Raw genomic sequence first — 18,261 nt, forward strand, 5'->3', positions numbered from 1 at the left:
AAGTATCGAAAAAAAAGCATGCCCCGCGAACGAACGATTGTCCGATTGCGGAGCATGCTTTTTCATTATGAAATATCCGTCAAAGAACGGCTTCATCCGTCTTCGTTTGACTACGGATCGATGTTTTTCCCGAAAGCTCAATAGAGCGCTCCACCAGAACGTTCATTGCGTCCACGCAGTGTTCCGCAACCTCCGGCCGTATTGGAATGCAGGACAGCTCCGTGCAGGCGATGATTACGCATTGGCAGTTGTCGCGATCCAACAGCTCCCCGATAATGCCTTCGAACTCGGACGGCTCTACGGGCAGGTTGCGCTTCACCTTATTATAGATGATGTCCATGACATGCTCCTGAATAGCCGCGTTCGGTTCGTGAAGCTCCATACCGTATTTCTCGCAGCCGTTGCGATAGACGCCGCTGCTTACGGTGCCGTTCGTCGCCAGAATGCCGACCTTGCAATGATCGCCGAACCGCTCGAAGATCGTTTTCAGGGTCTCGTCGACCATATTAATAATCGGAACGCTCGTCATCCGCTGCATATCGTTATAAAAGTAATGCGAAGTATTACAAGGTATGGCTATATGGGCTACGCCGGCGGCTTCCAGCAGCTTGATATCTTTGGCGACCGCTTCAAGAAACCGTTCTTCCTGTTTGCCCAAGATGACGCTTGTCCGATCAGGAAGCGCTGCGTGATTAAGAATGACCATATTAATATGGTCCTGATCGCGCTCCGCAACCGTATTCTCAATGACCTGGTCGAAAAAAACGGACGTGGCCTTCGGTCCCATCCCGCCGATGACGCCTAAGCTTTTATGTTCCATCATGAGTTTCAACCTACTTTAAAAGATATAGTAATAAAAGAGAGCTGTCAGCCTCCATGTGCTTTAGTGCGACGTTAGTCTTTCGTTGTTCTTGATCTCCTTAACGATCTCCGCTTCATTAAAAGGAATTTCCGTCTTGCCGATAATTTGCGACGTTTCGTGGCCTTTTCCGGCGATGAGAATGACGTCGCCTGCTTTGCTGATTTCGATCGCAAACGCAATCGCAGCCTTACGGTCGACGATCGCCTCGTAAGCGCCGTTATGGGCTTCAATGCCTTCGACGATTTCCCGGATGATCATGTTGTTGTCCTGCTCCTTCGGATTGTCGGAGGTAACGACGGAAAAATCGGCGTGGGCGGCAGCTACCTTGGCCATTCCCCTCCGCTTATCCCTGCCCGGTTCCCCATCGGCGGCATAAACGCCGAATACGAGAATGATTCTGCCTTTTGTAAAAGGCCGGATCGTCTTCAACGCCTTCTCGAGGCTGTCCTCGGTATGGGCGAAATCGACGATAATCTTCGTATCCTCATCCTGATAGACGACCTCCAGCCGGCCTTTAATCCCTTCCACGGCTTCGATGCCGTCAGCAATTTGCTGCATGCTGAATTGATTGCAATAAGCCGCTGCGATGGCGGCCAGGCTGTTGTACACGTAGATAGCGCCGGGCAGATTCACCCTGATCAGGGCGCTGCCTTTCGGCGTATTGACGGTATACACCGTATGGTCGGCTTCATAGCGGATGTCTGTCGGATAAATATCCGCAGGCTGCTCGATGCCGTAGGTCAGAAGCTTGGCCGAACGGTCTGCCAGCCGGCTGATCAGCTTCCGTCCATATTCGTCGTCGGCATTAATGATATTGTAATCCGACGTCATCTCGAACAGCTTGGCCTTCGCTTCAAAATATTCGTCCATCGTGTTGTGCAGCTCCAGATGGTCGGGCGTTAAGTTGGTAAATACGCCGGTATTGTAGCTTGTATAGGCAACGCGGTTCAAGTTCAGTGCGTGGGAGGACACCTCCATAACGCAATGCTTGATATCCTCCGCAGTCATTTCGGCAAAAATTTGCTGGAGATTCAAGGACTCCGGCGTTGTATTTTTATTTTTGAGCACTCTGTCGCCGATGACCGTTCCGATCGTACCGATGATGCCAAGCGAAGTTCCCGAATGCTCAAAGATAGATTGGAGAAAATAAGTGATGGACGTTTTCCCGTTTGTACCCGTTATTCCGATCAGATTCATCTTCTCCGTCGGACGGCCGTAGAAGTTTGACGATACCCTCGCGAGTGCATCGCGCGTATCCTTCACCTTCAAAACGGTTACATCCGCCTCAATCTCGACGTCCTTCTCGACGATAATGACGGATGCGCCCTGCTCGACAGCTTTACCGATATACCGATGCCCGTCGACGGAAAAACCCGTAATCGCCACAAATACGCCGTGAGGCGCGGCTTCTCTCGAATCGTAAGCGATGGAGCTTACTTCTATATGTAAATCACCTTTCACCAGCTCGTAAGACAAATCTCGGACTACGGCTGTCAATAACATGCGATCAGCTCCAATCTAGTGACTTATGCAAGGAAGGAGGACTATCTCCCGAAGAGCTTGTTGGCGATCTTCCCGCCGAAAATGTTTTGAAACGGCACCATAGGCATGCTTGTCCGAACGGTGTCATGTTTCAAATTATTTTACTTCATACCTACTTATAATACAAATGGATTTATCCTCATTTTTGCACGCCGGAAGGGGCGTCAGGTCCGCGATTTAGACGGAAATGACAGCAGGGGCAAACGCATGAAAGGGCATCTGCTCCGCCGTCGGACGGCCATGAAAACGACATGGAACGTGGAAAAGAGGAAGGGATCGAAAAATTGGGAATCATTATGCAATTCGAATGCATTATTTTCGGTAAATCGACAATTGTACTCTACTGGAATAAGTATTTAGTCAAAAAGAACCACGAAACGTAAGAAAAAATGAGCGTTTGTCGAAAAATGCCTGAAAATTATAGGCGTTCATCGACAAGATTTTACAAACTCCTTATAAAGCCGGGAGTATAATAGAACTATTACCACACGAGTGTCAGATAAGGAGCGTGCCCCGAAGCGAGCTATGGACAAAAAACACCTGCTAATACAGTTACAGTCGCTGCGGCTAAAGCTTCATGAAATAGCCGATGCACGCGGCAGTTTGACAGATCCGGATGTTCTGGCAGTAAGCGAAGAGGCCGATCAATTAATTGTTGCGTTACAGCATATACAACGAAATGAGCTAATGAATGTCTCCATACGCCGCGAAGACATGTAGCGCGGCTTCTAACGTTCTCTCAGCCGGCGGAAGAATTGGGTCAGCAACGTTGCGCATTCAGGCTGAAGAATACCGCTAGTGAGCTCCGTTTCATGGTTGAAACGGGGCTCTTGCAGCAAGTTCATGAGCGTACCCGCACAACCGGCCTTCGGATCCGTCGTTCCATAAACAACGCGCTTCACGCGCGCTTGTACGATGGCGCCCGCACACATGGGACAAGGCTCCAGCGTGACATATAAGGTACAGTCCAATAATCTCCACGCGCCAATGCGATCGCAGGCGTCTCGTATGGCTACCATTTCGGCATGCGCAGTCGGATCGAACCGCGTCTCACGCAAATTGTAGCCCCGACCGATAATTTCATTATTTCTTACGATTACGGCCCCAATGGGAACCTCCCCGATTTGCTCGGCTTTGTTGGCTTCTGCAATAGCTTCCAGCATCCATCTCTGATCTTCCTGTTCTCTAAGCATGTGCCCTAACCCCTTTCCAATATCGCCATTATACAACGAACAAATATTCTGTTGTTAACATGTAGTGGATAAATTTGTGGATAACTTTTGTAATACACACAAGTTTACACACAACTTATCAAGGGCTGTGCATAAGTTTTGTTGGTAATGTTAACAACCTGTTTATAAACTGCTTATGTTTAAAGGATGTGTCGTTTATTGTCCATTAAGATGAAATTTTCATTTTTGATCACCGTGATCGTATTGACGCTTTTCATTTTACACCACTTTTTAAGCGAATACTCGTTGATCCGGAATATGCGCGAGCAGGTGCGCGGCATGATGCGGGATACGTCTGTGCACGTTGCCGGCTCATTTGCGGAGTTCGAGAATCAGCCTGATCAGAGCCCGACGGCGAATCCTCAGTCGGGACCCGGACAGATTTTCGATATCGTCAAGTCATTAAACCCCAATATAAAGGAAATTACCGTATTCGATCAAGACACCCTTACGGTGCCTTACGGCACTTATTCGTTTCTCGACTCGGAAAGCGACGCCGGTTATGCCGCGTCCGCCAGAACCGAGGGCTTTGTATGGCGAAATATGTTCATCGACGGCAAGCCATACTCCCGCAGCTATTATGCGATGGAAGGCGCCGGTAATTATATTATCAGCTTCGTTTATGACCAGGAAGGCATGAACAAGCTGGTCAGCAGCAAGCGGAACGATACGCTTATCTTTATGGGCGTTACAGTGCTGCTCGTTTTGTTGTTCAGCTATTGGCTGGTCGGTGTGATGATCCGCCCGCTCAAGGATATATTGTGGAAGGTGAACGAGGTGTCTTCCGCCAGGTTCCAGCAGCCGATTCAGATTAGGCGCAAGGACGAGTTTGGTTTGCTCGCGCTGAAGATCAACGCCATGTCGCAAAATTTAAGCATTTACATGAACAAGCTGCGCAGAGCTTTTGAGGAGAACCGCCGGATGAAGGAGCATCTGGAGTCGTTTATCAACCATACGAGCGACGCGATTCACCTGTTCGACCTGGACGGGAAAATCATTCAAGTCAACCGTGCCTTTAATCTGCTCTTCGGTTACGAGGAGGACGAGGCGATCGGCTTGACCGAACCGATCATTCCGTCCAGTCACCGGGCCGAGAAGAAGCAGATGCTCGAACAGCTGCTGGCGGGCAAGGCGGTTCAGGCACAGGAAACGATGCGGATGACCAAATCGGAAGAAATGATTCCCGTGAGCGTTACGATATCGCCGATTCGCGATTCGGACGGTACGATCCGCGCTTTCGCAAGCATCTCAAGAGATATGCGCAGCCGGAACAAGATGGACGAGCTGCTGCGGAGGTCGGAGAAGCTGACGACGGTCGGCCAGCTCGCCGCGGGCGTCGCCCATGAAATCCGAAACCCGCTTACGACGCTGCGGGGTTTCCTGCAGCTTCAGAAGGAGAGCAAGAAGCTGGCGTTATCGCATGTCAGTCTGATGCTTTCCGAGCTTGACCGGATCAATTTAATCGTGGGCGAGTTTCTGATTTTGGCCAAGCCGCAGGCGACCAGGTTTATTGTGAAGGATGTCAGGAACGTCCTGCAGGATGTCATCGCTCTGATGAACAGCGAAGCGCTGCTTCACAACATCGAGTTCCGCAGCTCCTTCACGGAGGAGGATTGCCGGATTTCTTGCGAGGAGAACCAGCTTAAGCAGGTATTTATCAACTTGCTGAAAAATGCGATCGAAGCGATGCCGGGTGGCGGCTTGATCCATATACAGATAACGGGCAAACGGGATAATGTATGCATTTCTATTACCGATGAAGGGGAAGGCATACCGGAGGAGATGATAGCGAAGATCGGGGATCCGTTTTTTACGGGCAAGGAAACGGGAACGGGGCTTGGCATTATGGTCAGCCAGCGCATTATCAGCAGCCATAAAGGGACGATTGAAATTAAGAGCAAGGTTGGCGTCGGAACGACGGTAGGCGTCATGCTGCCCGCTTTGAAAGAAGAAAGCGAGAGGGTTATACTAGAAGCATAAATGTGCGGGCAGCCATTGCCGGAGCTTCATGATGATTTAGGAGCGGACAGCTGCATCGGCATTCCATTAGACGGGGTGAAACAGACTTGAGAATCAACAAGTTTATTAGCGAAACGGGCTTTTGCTCCAGGCGGGAAGCGGACAAGCTGGTGGACAGCGGGCGCGTGACGATTAACGGCGCGGTAGCCCAGCTGGGCAGCCAGGCGGAGCTGGGGGATGACGTCCGGATCGACGGCAAGAGAATCGGGGAGCAGAAACGTCACGTTTATATCGCGCTGAACAAGCCGGTCGGCATTACGAGCACGACCGAGCTGCATGTCAAAGGGAATATTGTCGATTTTGTCGGCCATTCCGAGCGTATTTTCCCTATAGGCAGGCTGGACAAGGATTCGGAGGGGTTGATCCTGCTCACGAATGACGGAGATATCGTCAATCCGATCCTGCGTTCGGAGGGCAAACACGAGAAGGAATATTTGGTTACGGTCGACCGCCCGGTTACGGCCGAGTTTCTATCGGGCATGTCGAGCGGAGTCCGCATCCTCGGAAGCATGACGCTGCCTTGTGTCGTGACGAGAGTGACCGATCGGGTATTCCGGATCATTCTCACGGAGGGACGCAACCGGCAAATCCGCAGAATGTGCGAGGCTTTCGGTTATCACGTTAGAAGGCTGCAGCGACAGCGGATTATGAATATCCATCTCGGCGGGCTTCCGTCCGGCAAATGGAGGGACCTGACGGATGCGGAGAAGGCGGAGCTGTTCGAAAATCTGCAGTACGAGCCGGTCTAGAGTAAGCGAAGAAGCACCTTATGCTCCACTTGAAAACATGGAGCTTAAGGTGCTTTTCTATATTGAGCGGAACTTAGAGCTGCTTGCCTATTCGTTCTGGACCGACAGTTTCTGCGCCTGATTGGCATCGGTATACGAATGGAGGATCGATACCTCGACGCGGCGGTTTTTGGAGCGGCCGGCCGCCGTCTTGTTATCGGCCACCGGCCGATATTCGCCGTAGCCGATCGCGCTGAAGCGGACCGGATCGAGCTTCTTGTTCTCCAGCAGGATGTCCATGAAACGGATCGCCCGCGTAGAGCTCAAATCCCAGTTGGACTTAAAGGCGGATGTATTAATCGGCACATTGTCGGTGTGCCCGGATACGATAACCTCGTAATCGGGATACTTCTGCAGCATCTTGCCGATGGCGACGGCGAGCTCACGCGATTCGGGCTTTACGCTCGCCTGGGCTGGCGCGAACAAGGCGTTGTCGCTGATCGTGATCATCAGCTGGGAGAAGTTCAGCTTCGTTTCCAGATCGGAGGTTAAACCGTTTTTCTCGATATAGGCATCGATCTGCTTTTTCAGATTTTCGAGGTCCTCCTGCTCCTTCTTCTTGAGCGCCTCGAGCGCCTGCTCATCCTGGTTCTGCTTCTGGCTGTCATCCTTGCTGCCTTCCTCTTCCCTCTTCTTGCCTTCGTCGTCGCCGATCTTCACAATCGTCGAACTTTCAAGAACACCTTGTCCGTTGTTCAGGGCAATATTAAAGGCTTGGGACATTTCCTCAAATTTCTTAATGTCGAGCGAGTTCATGGAGTACAGCACGATGAACAGCGCAAGCAGCAGGGTGAGCAGATCGGCATAAGGAATAAGCCAGGATTCGTCTACATGCTCTTCGTGCTCCTCGTGTCTATACTTTTTGCTCAACGGCGCCTTCCTCCTTCTCCCTCATCTTCGCTCTTTCCGTCGGCGTCAGGAATACAGACAGCTTTTGGTTGATCGCAATCGTCGAAACGCCGGACTGAATGGACAGCAGCCCTTCGACCATCATGAGGCGAATCTGGATTTCCTTCTTCGACATGCGCTTCAGCTTATTGGCAATCGGATGCCACAATACATAACCTGTAAATATACCAAGCAGGGTGGCGATGAAAGCCCCGGCAATCGCATGGGCGAGCTTGGTCATGTCGCTCATGTCCGCCAGTGCGGCCACGAGGCCGACGACCGCTCCGAGCACGCCCAGCGTAGGCGCATATGTGCCGGCCTGAGTAAAGATCAGCGCTCCGGCCTTGTGGCGCTCTTCGGTAGCGCCGATGTCCTCCAGCAGCACGTCGCGAACGAAATCCTGATCGTTGCCGTCAATGATCATGCGCATCCCGTTGCGCAGAAAATCATCCTCGATCTCGTCCACCTTCGCTTCCAGGGCGAGCAGCCCTTCGCGGCGCGTGATGGACGCCCATTCCATAAAGCGCTCGATCAGCTCGTCGCGCTGCGGCAGCTTCTGCTCGGTGAACACCATCTTGAGCAGCTTGCCGACCTTGGACAGCTCGGACATGGGAAAGGCCATCATGACGGAAGCGACCGTACCGAGCAGAATAATCATATAAGCAGCGGGATTCAAAAGAGAGGCCAGTGAGGCTCCCTTTAATACCATTCCGCCCAATACGGCGACAAGACCTAGCACAAGACCGATAATCGTTGAATTTTTCATCATACACCCCGTCTAATCCTTATTCGACAATTCTCTACTTCTTCTATTATCGACAGTTGGGCTATCCGAAGTTAGAGTAAATAGAACGATTTGAAGATGAAAGCGTTAAAAATTGGTGAAATGCGGTAGAATAGTAGAAAGACGCTTTTAAAATAGACAATGAAAAGGTGGAATCGAGAAGATGGGCGTGCGTCATGGCAGGGAATATGCGGATATATTGAAGGATTTGACCTCGGCGGTCGGGGAAATCGAGGAGAGCTATACGTTTTTTGAAATGGAGCGGGAGGAATGGGATGCGCTGCAGCCGGAGGAACGCAGAGAAGTTATGGAGGCTCTTGCGGACGACGTATTCTTCGGTTTGGGGCAAAATCCCGTCATCGAAGTGGGAAAAGGCACGATCAGCCATAACAGCAAGCACCATATTATCGAGGTATCGCAGGACGATAAGGTGACGCAAATCATCCGGCTTATCTAATATTCCACCAGCGCAGGAGGACAAACTGTCGGATCTTTAAAAGGATTGTCGATTCTATTAGAATATGATTTCTGTTCATGGATTAAAGGATGTGGAGCATGGCGGAAACGGCGAGCGTCAGCTATCGCATGGCATATAAACCATGCAGTGGCAGTCCGCAAAGCCGGCAGCAGTCCTGCGCGCGTACGTATCCGTGATGCGGAAGCCCGCCTGTTCATAGGCGCGGATGGCGCGCGTATTCCAGGTCAGCACCTCCAAATCGATTTCATTGCCGGGCGAGCGCAGGAGAGCCTCTTGTGCAATGAGCCTGATGAAGGCCGCGCCCAGCCCTTGGCTGCACAAGTCCGGACGCAGGCCGAGGCCCAGCCTCGTTACGCCGGCGATCGGGAAAAACTGGGCGAAGCCGATCAGCTCAAGCCCGGAGCCCTGCACAGCGGCATATTGGGTTTCACGCAGGACGGGATCGCCAAACTCGATTCCGTCCTTTTGCATGCTTTCCCAATCGGGCCAGTTATAAATGTCGAAAGGGGCTTCGTACGCCCAGCCGCATATTTCCCGGGCATGCCGGATTTCAAGCGGGTGTATGGTCATGACGGCGGGATGTCGTTTATAATGATGGGAGCTTTGCTTATTTGTGTTAGTCATGCAATCATTATAACAGACTCGTTGAAATCAACGTGCATACATAAGGGGAATTTTTGACATGAGGAAGTTATTGTGGCTTGGCTGCTTATCGTACTTGGTGATCGGCGTGGCGCATGTCGTCGGCGGATCGATTCTGGAGCAGCTGATGGCCTATTACGGTTTGACCTACAAGGACGGCGGCCAATGGATTATGAATCAGTTTCTGGGCTTTCTGGCAGGCGTTCTGTTCGCGCCTTCCATTACGGCCCGGATCGGCAAGAGGGGCGCCGTGCTGCTCGCGGTCGGCCTGCTGACGCTTAGCGAAGCGGCTTACAGCCTGCTGCTGCCGTGGGGCTGGATGCTTGCGATCGCTCCGATTGCGGGCATCGGCTTCGGCATGACCGAGGCGGTTGTCGGCGCGATGATTATTGATCTGGCCAAGGACGGCAAAGCGTCGGCAATGAGCCGCCTGGAAACCTTTTTCGGGGTGGGCGCTCTTCTTATTCCTGCAGCTGCCGCCTATCTGATCCAGCACCATGTATGGCAGATTTCGTTTCCTATTCTGGCGGCCTTGTCGGGCATTACGTTCGTCATGTGGCTGACGTTGTCCTTCGGCGAGGCGGACGATCAGATTGCGTATATGCCGAATGAGAATAAAGGGCGCGCAGACGAGGCGGTGCAGGAGAAGCTTTCGGTCAAAGGCGCGCCGGGCACATCGGCCTTCTTCGGGTATCCGCGAAAGGCGCTGCCGTTCTTAACGCTTGCGGCTTTGTTTTTCATGATTTACGTCGGGATGGAAATGAGCTTTTCCAATTACCTGCCGTCGATTCTTATCGAGAGGTCGGGGGTCGGAGAGGCGATTGCGGCGGCCGCGCTCAGCCTGTTCTGGGGCACGATGGTGTTCGGCCGCATATTTGCAGGCGTGCTCGCGGAACGGATGGGCTATTCCCGTTACTTGCTGATCGCAACCGTAGGAGCCGCTATTGTATTCGTCATGATGGCGCTGCTCGGCGAGCTCAGCTGGATGCTTGCGCTCGTAGGCTTGAGCGGTTTGTTCTTCTCCGGCATATTCGGGATCGCGCTCGTCTATGCGAACGTCTTGATTCCGGGCATGACCGAGAGGACTACGAGCCTGCTCGTGGCGTGCGGCGGCCTTGGAGGAGCGGTGTTCCCGCGGGTAACCGGCTGGTTCATGGACCAGTACGATGCCGAATCCACGCTTTGGTATATCGGCTTTCTTGTTCTTTTCATGCTGCTGCTGCTGGCGGTTATGCTGCTGCTTGGCAGAATGCGCGCAAAGACGTTAGAATAAAACCAAAAACCTCCGCTTCGCTGTTTCACGGCGATAGCGGAGGTTTATTTATTGTTAAATAGAAATTTCGAGCCCGACTAACGTGTAAGGAGCTTGGGTGCCGGTGGAAGGCAGCCAATGCTGGCGCTGATGTGAGGCGGGTATAAAATGCCCTTGTAAACGTCGATCGCGCGGGCGCGGGACGCCTTCAGATCGACGATGGCGTTGCCGAGCGGCTGGTGAATCTCCCGGTCGGACAGATGTGCCAGATGCGGCAGCCAGCGCCGGATATAATCTCCGCTCGGATCATGGGTCAGCGACTGGGTGACAGGATTCATGATGCGGAAGTAGGGTGCGGCGTCAAAACCGAGAGACGAGCACCACAGCCAGCCGCCGCGGTTCAGCACATTGTGGTAGTCGCTGAGATGCAGACGGAAATGCTGCTCGCCCAGCGTGAACGGGCAGAGCAGATTTTTCGTCAGGAACATGGCGGTAACCATCCGAAGGCGGTTCGGAAGCCTTCCGGTCCGGTTCAGCTGGGTCATGGCGGCATCGATGATCGGAATGCCGGTCGCGCCTGCCGCCCAAGCCTCGAAATGGGCATCGGACAATGGCGACAAATCGGTCAGCTCTTCGTAACGGAAGAAGTCATTATTATATATCGACTGGTACAGGTAGAAGTCGCGCCAAGCCAGCTGCCTGTGCCAAGCCTCTGCGCCGGGCAGGCCTTGCGTCATCTCATAAGCCTGACGTACCGATAGGGCGCCTGTATTCAGGAAGCGGGCCAAGCCGCTCGTATGGTCTTCCGAAAAAGAGTCGCGGCTATGCTTGTAAGCGTCCAGCCGTTCGCGGACAAACCGCTCGAGCGTTTTGTCCGCGGATTGATCGGCGCCGCTCAGCTCGGTTGTCCCTCCAAGGCTGTCGGCAACGGACTCAGGCAGGGCGAACCGGGCGGCAAGCTTGGCGCTTAGCTCGCGAACGGTCGTCAAATCTCTGATGGAAGCTTCGCCCATGGGACTGTAGCACTCGTTCATAAAACCGGACCACATCCGGTAGAACGGGGTGAAAACTTTATAAGGCTCCGAACGACGGGCATAGTCTTGAAGCGCCCCCAAATCGGCAAGCGGAGCGTCCAAAAGTGACGTCCAGCGGCGGCCTAACAGACGGACCGTCTTCTGAAGCCGCTCGTCCCGGCTGCGCGAGTAAGGCGAATAATCCGAGTGAACGACGACCTCGTCGACCGGATGGGCCTGCAGAAGCTCTTCCGTAATGACGGCAGGATCGCCGTACAGGACATGCAGCTCCTTGCCTGCAAGCGCATAAGCATGAAGGAGGGAGGCGGCCTGCCGGGAGAAATTGCGGCCGCTGTGGCTGTTCAGCCTCTCGTGTTTCGTTAAAGCGGGATCTATAATAAGCAAATGGATGCCTGGCGTATCCTTGCTCCTTAAATAATCGAATGCTCGCAAATCATTGGTGCGCAAATCCTTGCGGTGGATGAACAAATACATGGTGTCCTGCTCCTTTCTGGATTGCGTCTTCGGTTCCCGAGAAGGAAACGTCTCTATCGGATTCGATCGGAAACAGCAAAGCCGCATGAGGTTTGTCGTCTGATGACAAACACCTGCGGCTTGGCTGAATAAGCGTACCTGGGCGCCCTGCTCGGGGCGAGTGAAGCTGCTTTATTGTGCGCTGGCGAATTTGTCGAAAGCTTCGGAGTCGAGCACGCGGCGTGCGGTCACGAAACGGCTTTCATAGTAGGAAGAGCCAAGCTTGTCCGTTACGACGCCTCTGCTCAAGGACGCGTGGGCGAACTTGCCGCCTCCGATATAGATGCCAACGTGGGATACGGAGCCGTTGTTTCCGCCGACCGTGTCGAAAAACACGAGATCTCCCGGTTGCAGATCACTCTTGGCAACCTTGATGCCTGATTTTGCTTGCGATGAGGAAGTGCGCGGAAGATCAATGCCCATTTTATCGAACACGTAAGTCGTAAAACCGGAGCAATCAAAGCCTCTCGCTGTCGTCCCACCGCTTTTGTACGGAGTACCGATTACGCCATCGATATATCCGTTCAGTTTGGAGTCAGCGAATGCGCTTCCCGCTTGGAAAGCAAGCATGAGCACCAGACCCAAAAGCAATGCGGTAACCTTTTTCAATTGTGAAACTCCTTCCAATGCCGCCGAGGTTAGCTGTGGGGTTCGGTTGAAGGTCCCCTATGATTTCACAGGCGCTGGCAGAGCCAGACGTCAAAATCAATTCACCCAGAATGGTTCCCCCGTATTCCGTAAGGAAATTAGGCAGTTATTGCCGCGAAACGAGCCGTTGCCGTCAACCGGCAGCAGCTGCCGTTCTCGCTTGCTTGACGAGAAATATTCGATTTCTTTCCAAGATCTCCTTCTTAAATTGGCAAATTCTAATAATTCTCATGTAACCTTTTGGCAGTTTGCAACGTTTTAACGACTTTTGTGTAGGAATAAAACAAGATAAAAGTCGAAATGTCTAAAAAAATAATAAAAAAGAGGCCGTTGCATATAACGGCCTCCTTTCATATGCTGGTGCAGAAACGGGTCTAAAGCTGCTTCGATTGAAGGTAGTCGAATTGCGAGGCGAGCGTCCATACCTTGAGCAGCGTCTTGATCAGATGATAGCCCTGATGCATGATGAGCGCGATCAAGCCGGCCCAAAGCATGGAAAGGCTGGAGACGGCAAGTCCGAAGGCGGCCCCGACGGCCCATAATACAATCGACAGCGCGGCATAAGTGAGGAAGTTTCTGACCGCCCGCCACAGCGAGCGGAAGATGCCGTCGCCGTTCACGGCTCCGAACTGCATGGCTACCGACAGCAAATGCAGTATCGTTGCCCATAGCAGCCATAAGCCGGCACCGGGCAGCACCTCCTGCAGCAGCTGGGGCACGGAATGGCTGCCGAGCAGCGAGTCGAGAGCCCGGGGCAGCAGCCAGCAGCCCGGGGCCAAAGCAAGCACGGTTTCGATCCAATACAAGAGCAGGACCGATTTCCAGCCTTTTCGGATGCCTGCAAGGAAGCTGGTGCCGCTGCCCGAATCCCTCGTCTGCCGGAGTGAATGGAACAAGCCGGCATTAAATAAAGGGGTAACAAGCATACGCGTTCCCAGCAGACCTCCGAGCATCCACATATACGGGTGGGTAATGTCCGTTTTCAGCAGCTGGAACTGCACCTCCGTCAGGAACAGCCGGACTGCGGCCTCCGAGGGATGATCGATAGGGAACCGGCGTAGCAGGGGAGCGACGACGGAGTCGATAAAACGGTAGAGGAAGAACCCCCACAGCAGCTTATAGAGAAAGAACAGAATGACGACATTGAAATGCTTCACCGCCAGCTGCCAGCCTTGCTTCATGTGTATTTTCATCGATAATCGCTCCTTGAACGCTAATACTTACCAGCCCAGCGAACCGATCAGCCCTTCGATCAGCTTGGCGACGCCGAGGCTCCATCTCGTCCGCGTCTTCTCCGCCAGCTGAGCCTGCATAAAGTTGTTGATCAGCTTATTGTCGAGCACGTTCGAATGGTTAGGGTCGACGATGGCCCATTCCAGCGGCGCGGAGTGAACGAGGTTGTATTGAATATGCGACTCCTGGGAGTTCCATATCTTCGATACCCTTGTGCCGTCCGTATACTGCATCAAAATCGGAATATCGCCGTTAAATCCGCCATGCCTCTTGATAAGCACGCTTGATTCGTACAGCTGCTTCCCGTTCTCTGTGACCGGCTTCACCTGGATGGCTTCTACGGCATAGTCGGCCATTTGATTGCCGTACACGTACTGGCTGAAGTAATCGGTCCATTTCGTCTTGGTCACCTGCTCGACGACCCGCTGGAAATCGGCTGTGTTCGGATGCTTGAATTTATATTTTTGAAAATAGGTCCGCAAAATCTTCTGCATCGTCCGGGCGCCGACTTGATTTTCGATGCCGATCAGCACGAGCTTCGCCCTCATATATACATTTTCCGCGTATTGATTGTGGCTGACGTAGGACCAGGACTGCATCTTAAGCGGCGCCGGATCGGTCATATAGCTGGCCTCCACTCGCAGATCGGGCTCAAGCCCGTAAGCAAGCTCCATCACCTTGTCCTCGGCGTAAGAAGTAAAGCCTTCGTCGAGCCAGGCTTCCTCGAATTCGTTGGAGGCGACCATGCCGTACCAGTATTGGTGGCCGATCTCGTGCACGACGGTGCGCTCCAGGTCGTAGCCGGGATTTTCTTTTTCTGCAGCAAAAGCGGTGACCAGCGTCGGATACTCCATGCCACCTGCGCCGTTCGCTCCTTTCGGCGGAACGACGATCGACAGCGTACTGTAAGGATATTCGCCGTACCATTTGGCGTAATTGGATAACGCGGATTTGGCGGCATGCATGTAACGGTCTTTTAGCGGCTCATGCGCCGGGTCCAAATACAGCTTGATGCGTACGCCCGGTATGCCTTTGTCCGAGTAGGCGTCCTCTTCATAGACGAAATGCGGCGATGCAGCCCAGGCAAAATCATGTACGTCGTCGGCATAAAACTGGTACACCTTCTGTTGATCCTTCATTTGGATGGCTTTGGTCTGGAAGCCGGTTGCCGCAACCGTATAGGCCTCCGGAACGTTGATCTGAACGCTGTAAATGCCGAAATCGCTGTAAAATTCCGAGTTGCCGTGGTACTGGTGCACGTTCCAGCCTTCGGCCGTGCGGCCGCGCGTTCCGACGGTTTCGTAGGCGGCTACCTTCGGGAACCATTGGCCGGCCATCACGAAATCGTTGGAATAGCCCATCCGGGCAAATACCTCCGGCAGCTTCACCTCGAAGCTCATGCGCAGCGTGACGGATTTTCCCGGCATGACCGGCTCGGGCAGGCGGATTTTGGCCAGCGTGGAATCGAACGTATTGCCGTCATCGGGCTGCACGTAATGAAGGCGCGGAAGGAGGCTTTCGCCGTTCAGCGTCTCCAGAGTGAGCAGCTTCATGTAGCCGAGACTGCCGGCCGTTGCTTTGTCCTGGCGCAGCTGGCCGCCGGACTCTTTCATGAAGGTCGTTTTGTCCGACTGGAAGGCGTTCGGATATAGGTGGAAGTAGAGCTCGGACACCGCGTTTTTGCCGGGATTGGTCCAGGTTACGGCTTGTTCGCCGTCAAGATGCTGAACGTCCTGCCGCAAGGTAACGTCGATATGGTATTCAACGACACGCTTGCTGAGCGATTCGGGCTTCGGCTTCATGACGGTATTGGGCTCCTGGACAGCCGGCGGCTTGGCCGAATTCTGGGCAGGAGCAGGCGCTTGCTTGGCGATGGCGGGGGCAAATGCGTACGTATATTGGGATTGCCAAGCATTCCCGAAGCCATGCTGCACGGACAGGCCGAGCAGGACGGCTGCGAGTATTACGAGTAAAATTCGTTTGGAATAGCGTGGAGTCATTGAACGTTTCCCTCCCGTTGACAAGCATCTACAGCATGTATATGTTTGCTTTTCGATGATTATTAGCTAAAATGGAATTATTGTATCGGGAAGGTGTGAAGCGCGTGACAGAGGAGCAAGGACAAGCGGCACAGCCGGAGAAGAAGGAGAAAAAATCACTGTCGCTCAACGTAGTGAGCAGCAAAAAACATAAAGGCTTCGGAGCGGGCTCGATCGATTTAAGCGATGTGGCCTGCGTCATTATCGACGAGGGAGTCGCTTATATCGACGTAGGGGCCATGCACGCAAAGAGCAAGGTGGAGCGCGGCATCAAGTTTACGCCGAACAAAGAAGATACGCCGAACGGGCGCCAGTGCTGGATCGTCTGGGTGGCGGTCGAGCGCTCGGAGGAAGGCTCCTATTACGCGGGAGCGACGGCATGCGAGATGCTGATCGACACGGAAGCGCGCCGCGGCTGGAAAATTCTCGCCGACCACGTCAACAAGCTGGATTATGCGATTAAGCGCCGTTATATTTTGGGCGAGCTTGGCGAGGTTGAGAAGGCGGCGCTTCATAAGCTGCTCGTGGAGCACAATCAGGAATGGTGGGAACGCTCGCCTGACGAGCTGAAGCAGGCTTTGAGCGTGTAACGCCAGGCAAGTTAATCGAAATGACAGGAAAACCTCATCGTTCGCGAAGTCCGCTTTGCGAAGGGTGAGGTTTTTTTCTTTATGCGAAACGGGCTTTTGCCGCCAGAGGACGACACAGAATCGAGCTGCGCAAAATGCAGCTAACGATTCGTGCGTATCGCCAGACATTTGCGCCTTATGGACAAAAATGACACTTAGTCGGCAAATTAAGCCTTTTGTCCATTCTAACGGCCATCATAGAACTTTATGGCACATCATTTAAAGAGAATGCTGCTTCAAAGCGACCTAAGTTTCTCTCCTGTCCGTTAGCCGACTACGCTTGTTATTAGAACACTCTAAGCAGCGATTATGACCGTTAACAGACTTAACTTCAATAAAAAACCGCCGTTCTTACGCGGAGTATCTTATTCAGCAAAAATTTTTTTCAAAAAGTGCAGGGGTAGAAGGAAGAGCCGTCGTCTATTAGATTGGGAAGGAGGGGAGCGATATTCTGGACGAGAATTGGATCAAGGCGGCACAGAACGGAGGGCCCGAGCATTATCGACCGTTCGTGCAGGCTTATGGTTCGTATATCTACAAAACGGTGTTTGCCGTGCTTCAATCGCCGCATGATGCGGAGGACGTCACTCAGGAAGTGCTGCTGCAAATTTATCGCTCCCTTCCGGAATGCCGGATGGACGGCTTGAAGACCTGGATTACCCGGATTGCGGTAAACAAGGCCATCGACTACAAACGGAGCCGGGCGCGCAGGCCGGAGGAGCCGGTGGAGAGCGGCTTGCTGTCAGACGGGCTGACGGAGAATACGGATGCGGCTCCCGCGGCCGAGCAATCGGCGCTTGAGCTGGAAGAGAAGCGGCAGCTGCGCGAGCAGGTCGCAAGGCTTCCGGACAATTACCGGGAGGTCGTCACCTCTTACTATATGCAGGACAAGTCGTATGAACAAATCGCGGCAGAGACGGGCTTGGAGCTCAAAAGCGTCGAGTCCCGGCTGTACCGGGCACGCAACTGGATGAAGCGCCACTGGCGGAAGGAGGACTTCGAATGAGCGAGGTTAAGGAAGGAACGGAGCTTGGCTGCAGCTTGGGGACAGGACATGTTCCTGCTGAGGAGATGAGCCGGTATGTACAGGGCCAATTAGCCGCGCAGGAGCGGGAGCGGATAGAGCTCAGGCTTGAACGCTGCGGACACTGCCTGCAGCTGTTCATGGCGGCGCTGGATGCGTCTGCCGAAGAGGACGGAGCGGATTCCATATTCATGCAGCCTGTTATGAATGATCTTGAAACTCGAGTGATAGAGCAGCTGGCGGTAGAAGCCCGGCTGGAAGTCCGTTCATCGCAACCGCCAGTTGGGCCGGAAATGCAGTCCGGGCGGAAATCGTCCGCAGCAGTCTCCGTACAGGAGAAGCCTTACCGGCGCCGCTCCTGGCTTCAGCATCCGGTCACGCATTATACGATTGCGGCATCGGTTACGCTGCTGCTGCTCGGCTCGGGGACCTTCGCTTCGTTCTCCCAGAAGCTGGCGGAGCACGATATTCAATTGATGGCGAGCGAGGAACGCAGTCAGCCTCCGCACCAGCCGCCGGCTGCACCGGCTAACGTAGAATCGCGCACAGTATCCTGGTCGGACAAAATGGTCAATCAGACCGGAACTTGGCTGGATGGGCTTCAGGCTCTCCGTTTTAAATAATAGTAGGCATTGTAATAACGAAAGGAAGGAA

Annotated in this window: 18 protein-coding genes and 1 riboswitch; of the genes, 8 read left to right on the forward strand and 10 right to left on the reverse strand. The window is 53.3% G+C overall.

The genetic code is table 11. From position 1 onward, the window contains the following. Nucleotides 1-79 precede the first annotated feature (79 nt). Both KP806_RS24810 and KP806_RS24815 read right to left on the reverse strand, forming a co-directional pair. Nucleotides 80-823 carry a cysteate racemase gene (locus tag KP806_RS24810; protein WP_224726444.1) on the reverse strand — a complete coding sequence of 248 codons (744 nt, stop codon included), beginning with the start codon at nucleotides 821-823 and terminating at the stop codon, nucleotides 80-82. Nucleotides 824-883: 60 nt separating this feature from the next. Next, the gene (locus KP806_RS24815) at nucleotides 884-2,365 is read right to left on the reverse strand and encodes a UDP-N-acetylmuramoyl-L-alanyl-D-glutamate--2,6-diaminopimelate ligase (protein ID WP_224726445.1); all 1,482 of its coding nucleotides are present in this window, start codon (nucleotides 2,363-2,365) and stop codon (nucleotides 884-886) included. A 564-nt stretch (nucleotides 2,366-2,929) separates the two neighbouring features. On the opposite strand from KP806_RS24815, the gene KP806_RS24820 reads away from it, so the two are divergent. Continuing rightward, entirely contained in the window at nucleotides 2,930-3,124 is a 195-nt protein-coding gene (locus KP806_RS24820; RefSeq protein ID WP_224726446.1) for an aspartyl-phosphate phosphatase Spo0E family protein, read from the forward strand. A gap of 8 nt (nucleotides 3,125-3,132) precedes the next feature. Here the strand turns inward: KP806_RS24820 and tadA are convergent, their stop codons facing one another. Continuing rightward, complete coding sequence (gene tadA / locus KP806_RS24825; protein ID WP_224726447.1) at nucleotides 3,133-3,597, reverse strand: tRNA adenosine(34) deaminase TadA; 465 nt, start codon at nucleotides 3,595-3,597, stop codon at nucleotides 3,133-3,135. A 198-nt stretch (nucleotides 3,598-3,795) separates the two neighbouring features. Here tadA and KP806_RS24830 point away from each other — a divergent pair, with 198 nt between their 5' ends. Together KP806_RS24830 and rluF are read left to right on the forward strand one after the other, a co-directional pair. Beyond that, on the forward strand, nucleotides 3,796-5,616 hold the full coding sequence (locus KP806_RS24830) for a sensor histidine kinase (RefSeq protein WP_224726448.1): 1,821 nt from the start codon (nucleotides 3,796-3,798) through the stop codon (nucleotides 5,614-5,616). Nucleotides 5,617-5,702: 86 nt separating this feature from the next. Continuing rightward, nucleotides 5,703-6,404, forward strand: coding sequence for a 23S rRNA pseudouridine(2604) synthase RluF (gene rluF, locus KP806_RS24835; protein WP_224726449.1), 702 nt, complete (start codon nucleotides 5,703-5,705; stop codon nucleotides 6,402-6,404). 87 nt (nucleotides 6,405-6,491) lie between these two features. Here the strand turns inward: rluF and motB are convergent, their stop codons facing one another. Further along, the gene (gene motB / locus KP806_RS24840; RefSeq protein ID WP_224726450.1) at nucleotides 6,492-7,313 is read right to left on the reverse strand and encodes a flagellar motor protein MotB; all 822 of its coding nucleotides are present in this window, start codon (nucleotides 7,311-7,313) and stop codon (nucleotides 6,492-6,494) included. After that, the gene (gene motA, locus KP806_RS24845; protein ID WP_224726496.1) at nucleotides 7,297-8,097 is read right to left on the reverse strand and encodes a flagellar motor stator protein MotA; all 801 of its coding nucleotides are present in this window, start codon (nucleotides 8,095-8,097) and stop codon (nucleotides 7,297-7,299) included. The genes motB and motA overlap by 17 nt, the downstream gene beginning before the upstream one ends. A gap of 181 nt (nucleotides 8,098-8,278) precedes the next feature. Here motA and KP806_RS24850 point away from each other — a divergent pair, with 181 nt between their 5' ends. Continuing rightward, nucleotides 8,279-8,572, forward strand: coding sequence for a hypothetical protein (locus KP806_RS24850; protein ID WP_224726451.1), 294 nt, complete (start codon nucleotides 8,279-8,281; stop codon nucleotides 8,570-8,572). Nucleotides 8,573-8,689: 117 nt separating this feature from the next. On the opposite strand, the gene KP806_RS24855 is transcribed toward KP806_RS24850, so the two are convergent. Beyond that, a complete protein-coding gene (locus tag KP806_RS24855) occupies nucleotides 8,690-9,217 on the reverse strand; it encodes a GNAT family N-acetyltransferase (protein ID WP_224726452.1) in 528 nt (175 codons plus the stop codon). A 58-nt stretch (nucleotides 9,218-9,275) separates the two neighbouring features. Between KP806_RS24855 and KP806_RS24860 the strand changes: the two genes are divergently transcribed. Next, nucleotides 9,276-10,508: an MFS transporter gene (locus KP806_RS24860; protein ID WP_224726453.1), complete on the forward strand. Its 1,233-nt coding sequence runs from the start codon at nucleotides 9,276-9,278 to the stop codon at nucleotides 10,506-10,508. Nucleotides 10,509-10,585: 77 nt separating this feature from the next. On the opposite strand, the gene KP806_RS24865 is transcribed toward KP806_RS24860, so the two are convergent. The 4 genes from KP806_RS24865 to KP806_RS24880 all read right to left on the reverse strand — a co-directional run bounded on the left by KP806_RS24865 (nucleotide 10,586) and on the right by KP806_RS24880 (nucleotide 15,915). Then, nucleotides 10,586-11,995, reverse strand: coding sequence for a cryptochrome/photolyase family protein (locus tag KP806_RS24865; protein ID WP_224726454.1), 1,410 nt, complete (start codon nucleotides 11,993-11,995; stop codon nucleotides 10,586-10,588). A gap of 171 nt (nucleotides 11,996-12,166) precedes the next feature. Continuing rightward, nucleotides 12,167-12,643 carry a C40 family peptidase gene (locus tag KP806_RS24870; RefSeq protein ID WP_224726455.1) on the reverse strand — a complete coding sequence of 159 codons (477 nt, stop codon included), beginning with the start codon at nucleotides 12,641-12,643 and terminating at the stop codon, nucleotides 12,167-12,169. Between the two features lie 3 nt (nucleotides 12,644-12,646). Beyond that, nucleotides 12,647-12,797, reverse strand: a riboswitch (cyclic di-AMP (ydaO/yuaA leader). Nucleotides 12,798-13,056: 259 nt separating this feature from the next. Beyond that, nucleotides 13,057-13,875 carry a hypothetical protein gene (locus KP806_RS24875; RefSeq protein WP_224726456.1) on the reverse strand — a complete coding sequence of 273 codons (819 nt, stop codon included), beginning with the start codon at nucleotides 13,873-13,875 and terminating at the stop codon, nucleotides 13,057-13,059. A 27-nt stretch (nucleotides 13,876-13,902) separates the two neighbouring features. Continuing rightward, nucleotides 13,903-15,915, reverse strand: coding sequence for a M1 family metallopeptidase (locus KP806_RS24880; RefSeq protein WP_224726457.1), 2,013 nt, complete (start codon nucleotides 15,913-15,915; stop codon nucleotides 13,903-13,905). A gap of 104 nt (nucleotides 15,916-16,019) precedes the next feature. On the opposite strand from KP806_RS24880, the gene KP806_RS24885 reads away from it, so the two are divergent. The 3 genes from KP806_RS24885 to KP806_RS24895 all read left to right on the forward strand — a co-directional run bounded on the left by KP806_RS24885 (nucleotide 16,020) and on the right by KP806_RS24895 (nucleotide 18,230). After that, entirely contained in the window at nucleotides 16,020-16,544 is a 525-nt protein-coding gene (locus tag KP806_RS24885; RefSeq protein ID WP_224726458.1) for a YwhD family protein, read from the forward strand. 550 nt (nucleotides 16,545-17,094) lie between these two features. Next, nucleotides 17,095-17,589 (forward strand): sigma-70 family RNA polymerase sigma factor, encoded by a 495-nt coding sequence (locus tag KP806_RS24890; protein ID WP_224726459.1) that lies wholly within the window; start codon nucleotides 17,095-17,097, stop codon nucleotides 17,587-17,589. Then, nucleotides 17,586-18,230: an anti-sigma factor gene (locus KP806_RS24895; RefSeq protein ID WP_224726460.1), complete on the forward strand. Its 645-nt coding sequence runs from the start codon at nucleotides 17,586-17,588 to the stop codon at nucleotides 18,228-18,230. The genes KP806_RS24890 and KP806_RS24895 overlap by 4 nt, the downstream gene beginning before the upstream one ends. The last annotated feature ends 31 nt before the right edge of the window (nucleotides 18,231-18,261 follow it).

The sequence above is a fragment of the Paenibacillus vietnamensis genome, assembly GCF_020169515.1.
In the GTDB taxonomy this organism is placed as follows: domain Bacteria; phylum Bacillota; class Bacilli; order Paenibacillales; family Paenibacillaceae; genus Pristimantibacillus; species Pristimantibacillus vietnamensis.

Bases quoted from the DNA above. Each gene is read 5' to 3' on its own strand.
- KP806_RS24855 (WP_224726452.1), bottom strand. From the start codon at position 9,217: ATGACTAACACAAATAAGCAAAGCTCCCATCATTATAAACGACATCCC.
- KP806_RS24820 (WP_224726446.1), top strand. From the start codon at position 2,930: ATGGACAAAAAACACCTGCTAATACAGTTACAGTCGCTGCGGCTAAAG.
- KP806_RS24815 (WP_224726445.1), bottom strand. From the start codon at position 2,365: ATGTTATTGACAGCCGTAGTCCGAGATTTGTCTTACGAGCTGGTGAAA.
- KP806_RS24865 (WP_224726454.1), bottom strand. From the start codon at position 11,995: ATGTATTTGTTCATCCACCGCAAGGATTTGCGCACCAATGATTTGCGA.
- KP806_RS24850 (WP_224726451.1), top strand. From the start codon at position 8,279: ATGGGCGTGCGTCATGGCAGGGAATATGCGGATATATTGAAGGATTTG.
- motA (WP_224726496.1), bottom strand. From the start codon at position 8,097: ATGAAAAATTCAACGATTATCGGTCTTGTGCTAGGTCTTGTCGCCGTA.
- KP806_RS24810 (WP_224726444.1), bottom strand. From the start codon at position 823: ATGATGGAACATAAAAGCTTAGGCGTCATCGGCGGGATGGGACCGAAG.
- KP806_RS24880 (WP_224726457.1), bottom strand. From the start codon at position 15,915: ATGACTCCACGCTATTCCAAACGAATTTTACTCGTAATACTCGCAGCC.
- KP806_RS24895 (WP_224726460.1), top strand. From the start codon at position 17,586: ATGAGCGAGGTTAAGGAAGGAACGGAGCTTGGCTGCAGCTTGGGGACA.
- KP806_RS24860 (WP_224726453.1), top strand. From the start codon at position 9,276: ATGAGGAAGTTATTGTGGCTTGGCTGCTTATCGTACTTGGTGATCGGC.
- tadA (WP_224726447.1), bottom strand. From the start codon at position 3,597: ATGCTTAGAGAACAGGAAGATCAGAGATGGATGCTGGAAGCTATTGCA.
- KP806_RS24875 (WP_224726456.1), bottom strand. From the start codon at position 13,875: ATGAAAATACACATGAAGCAAGGCTGGCAGCTGGCGGTGAAGCATTTC.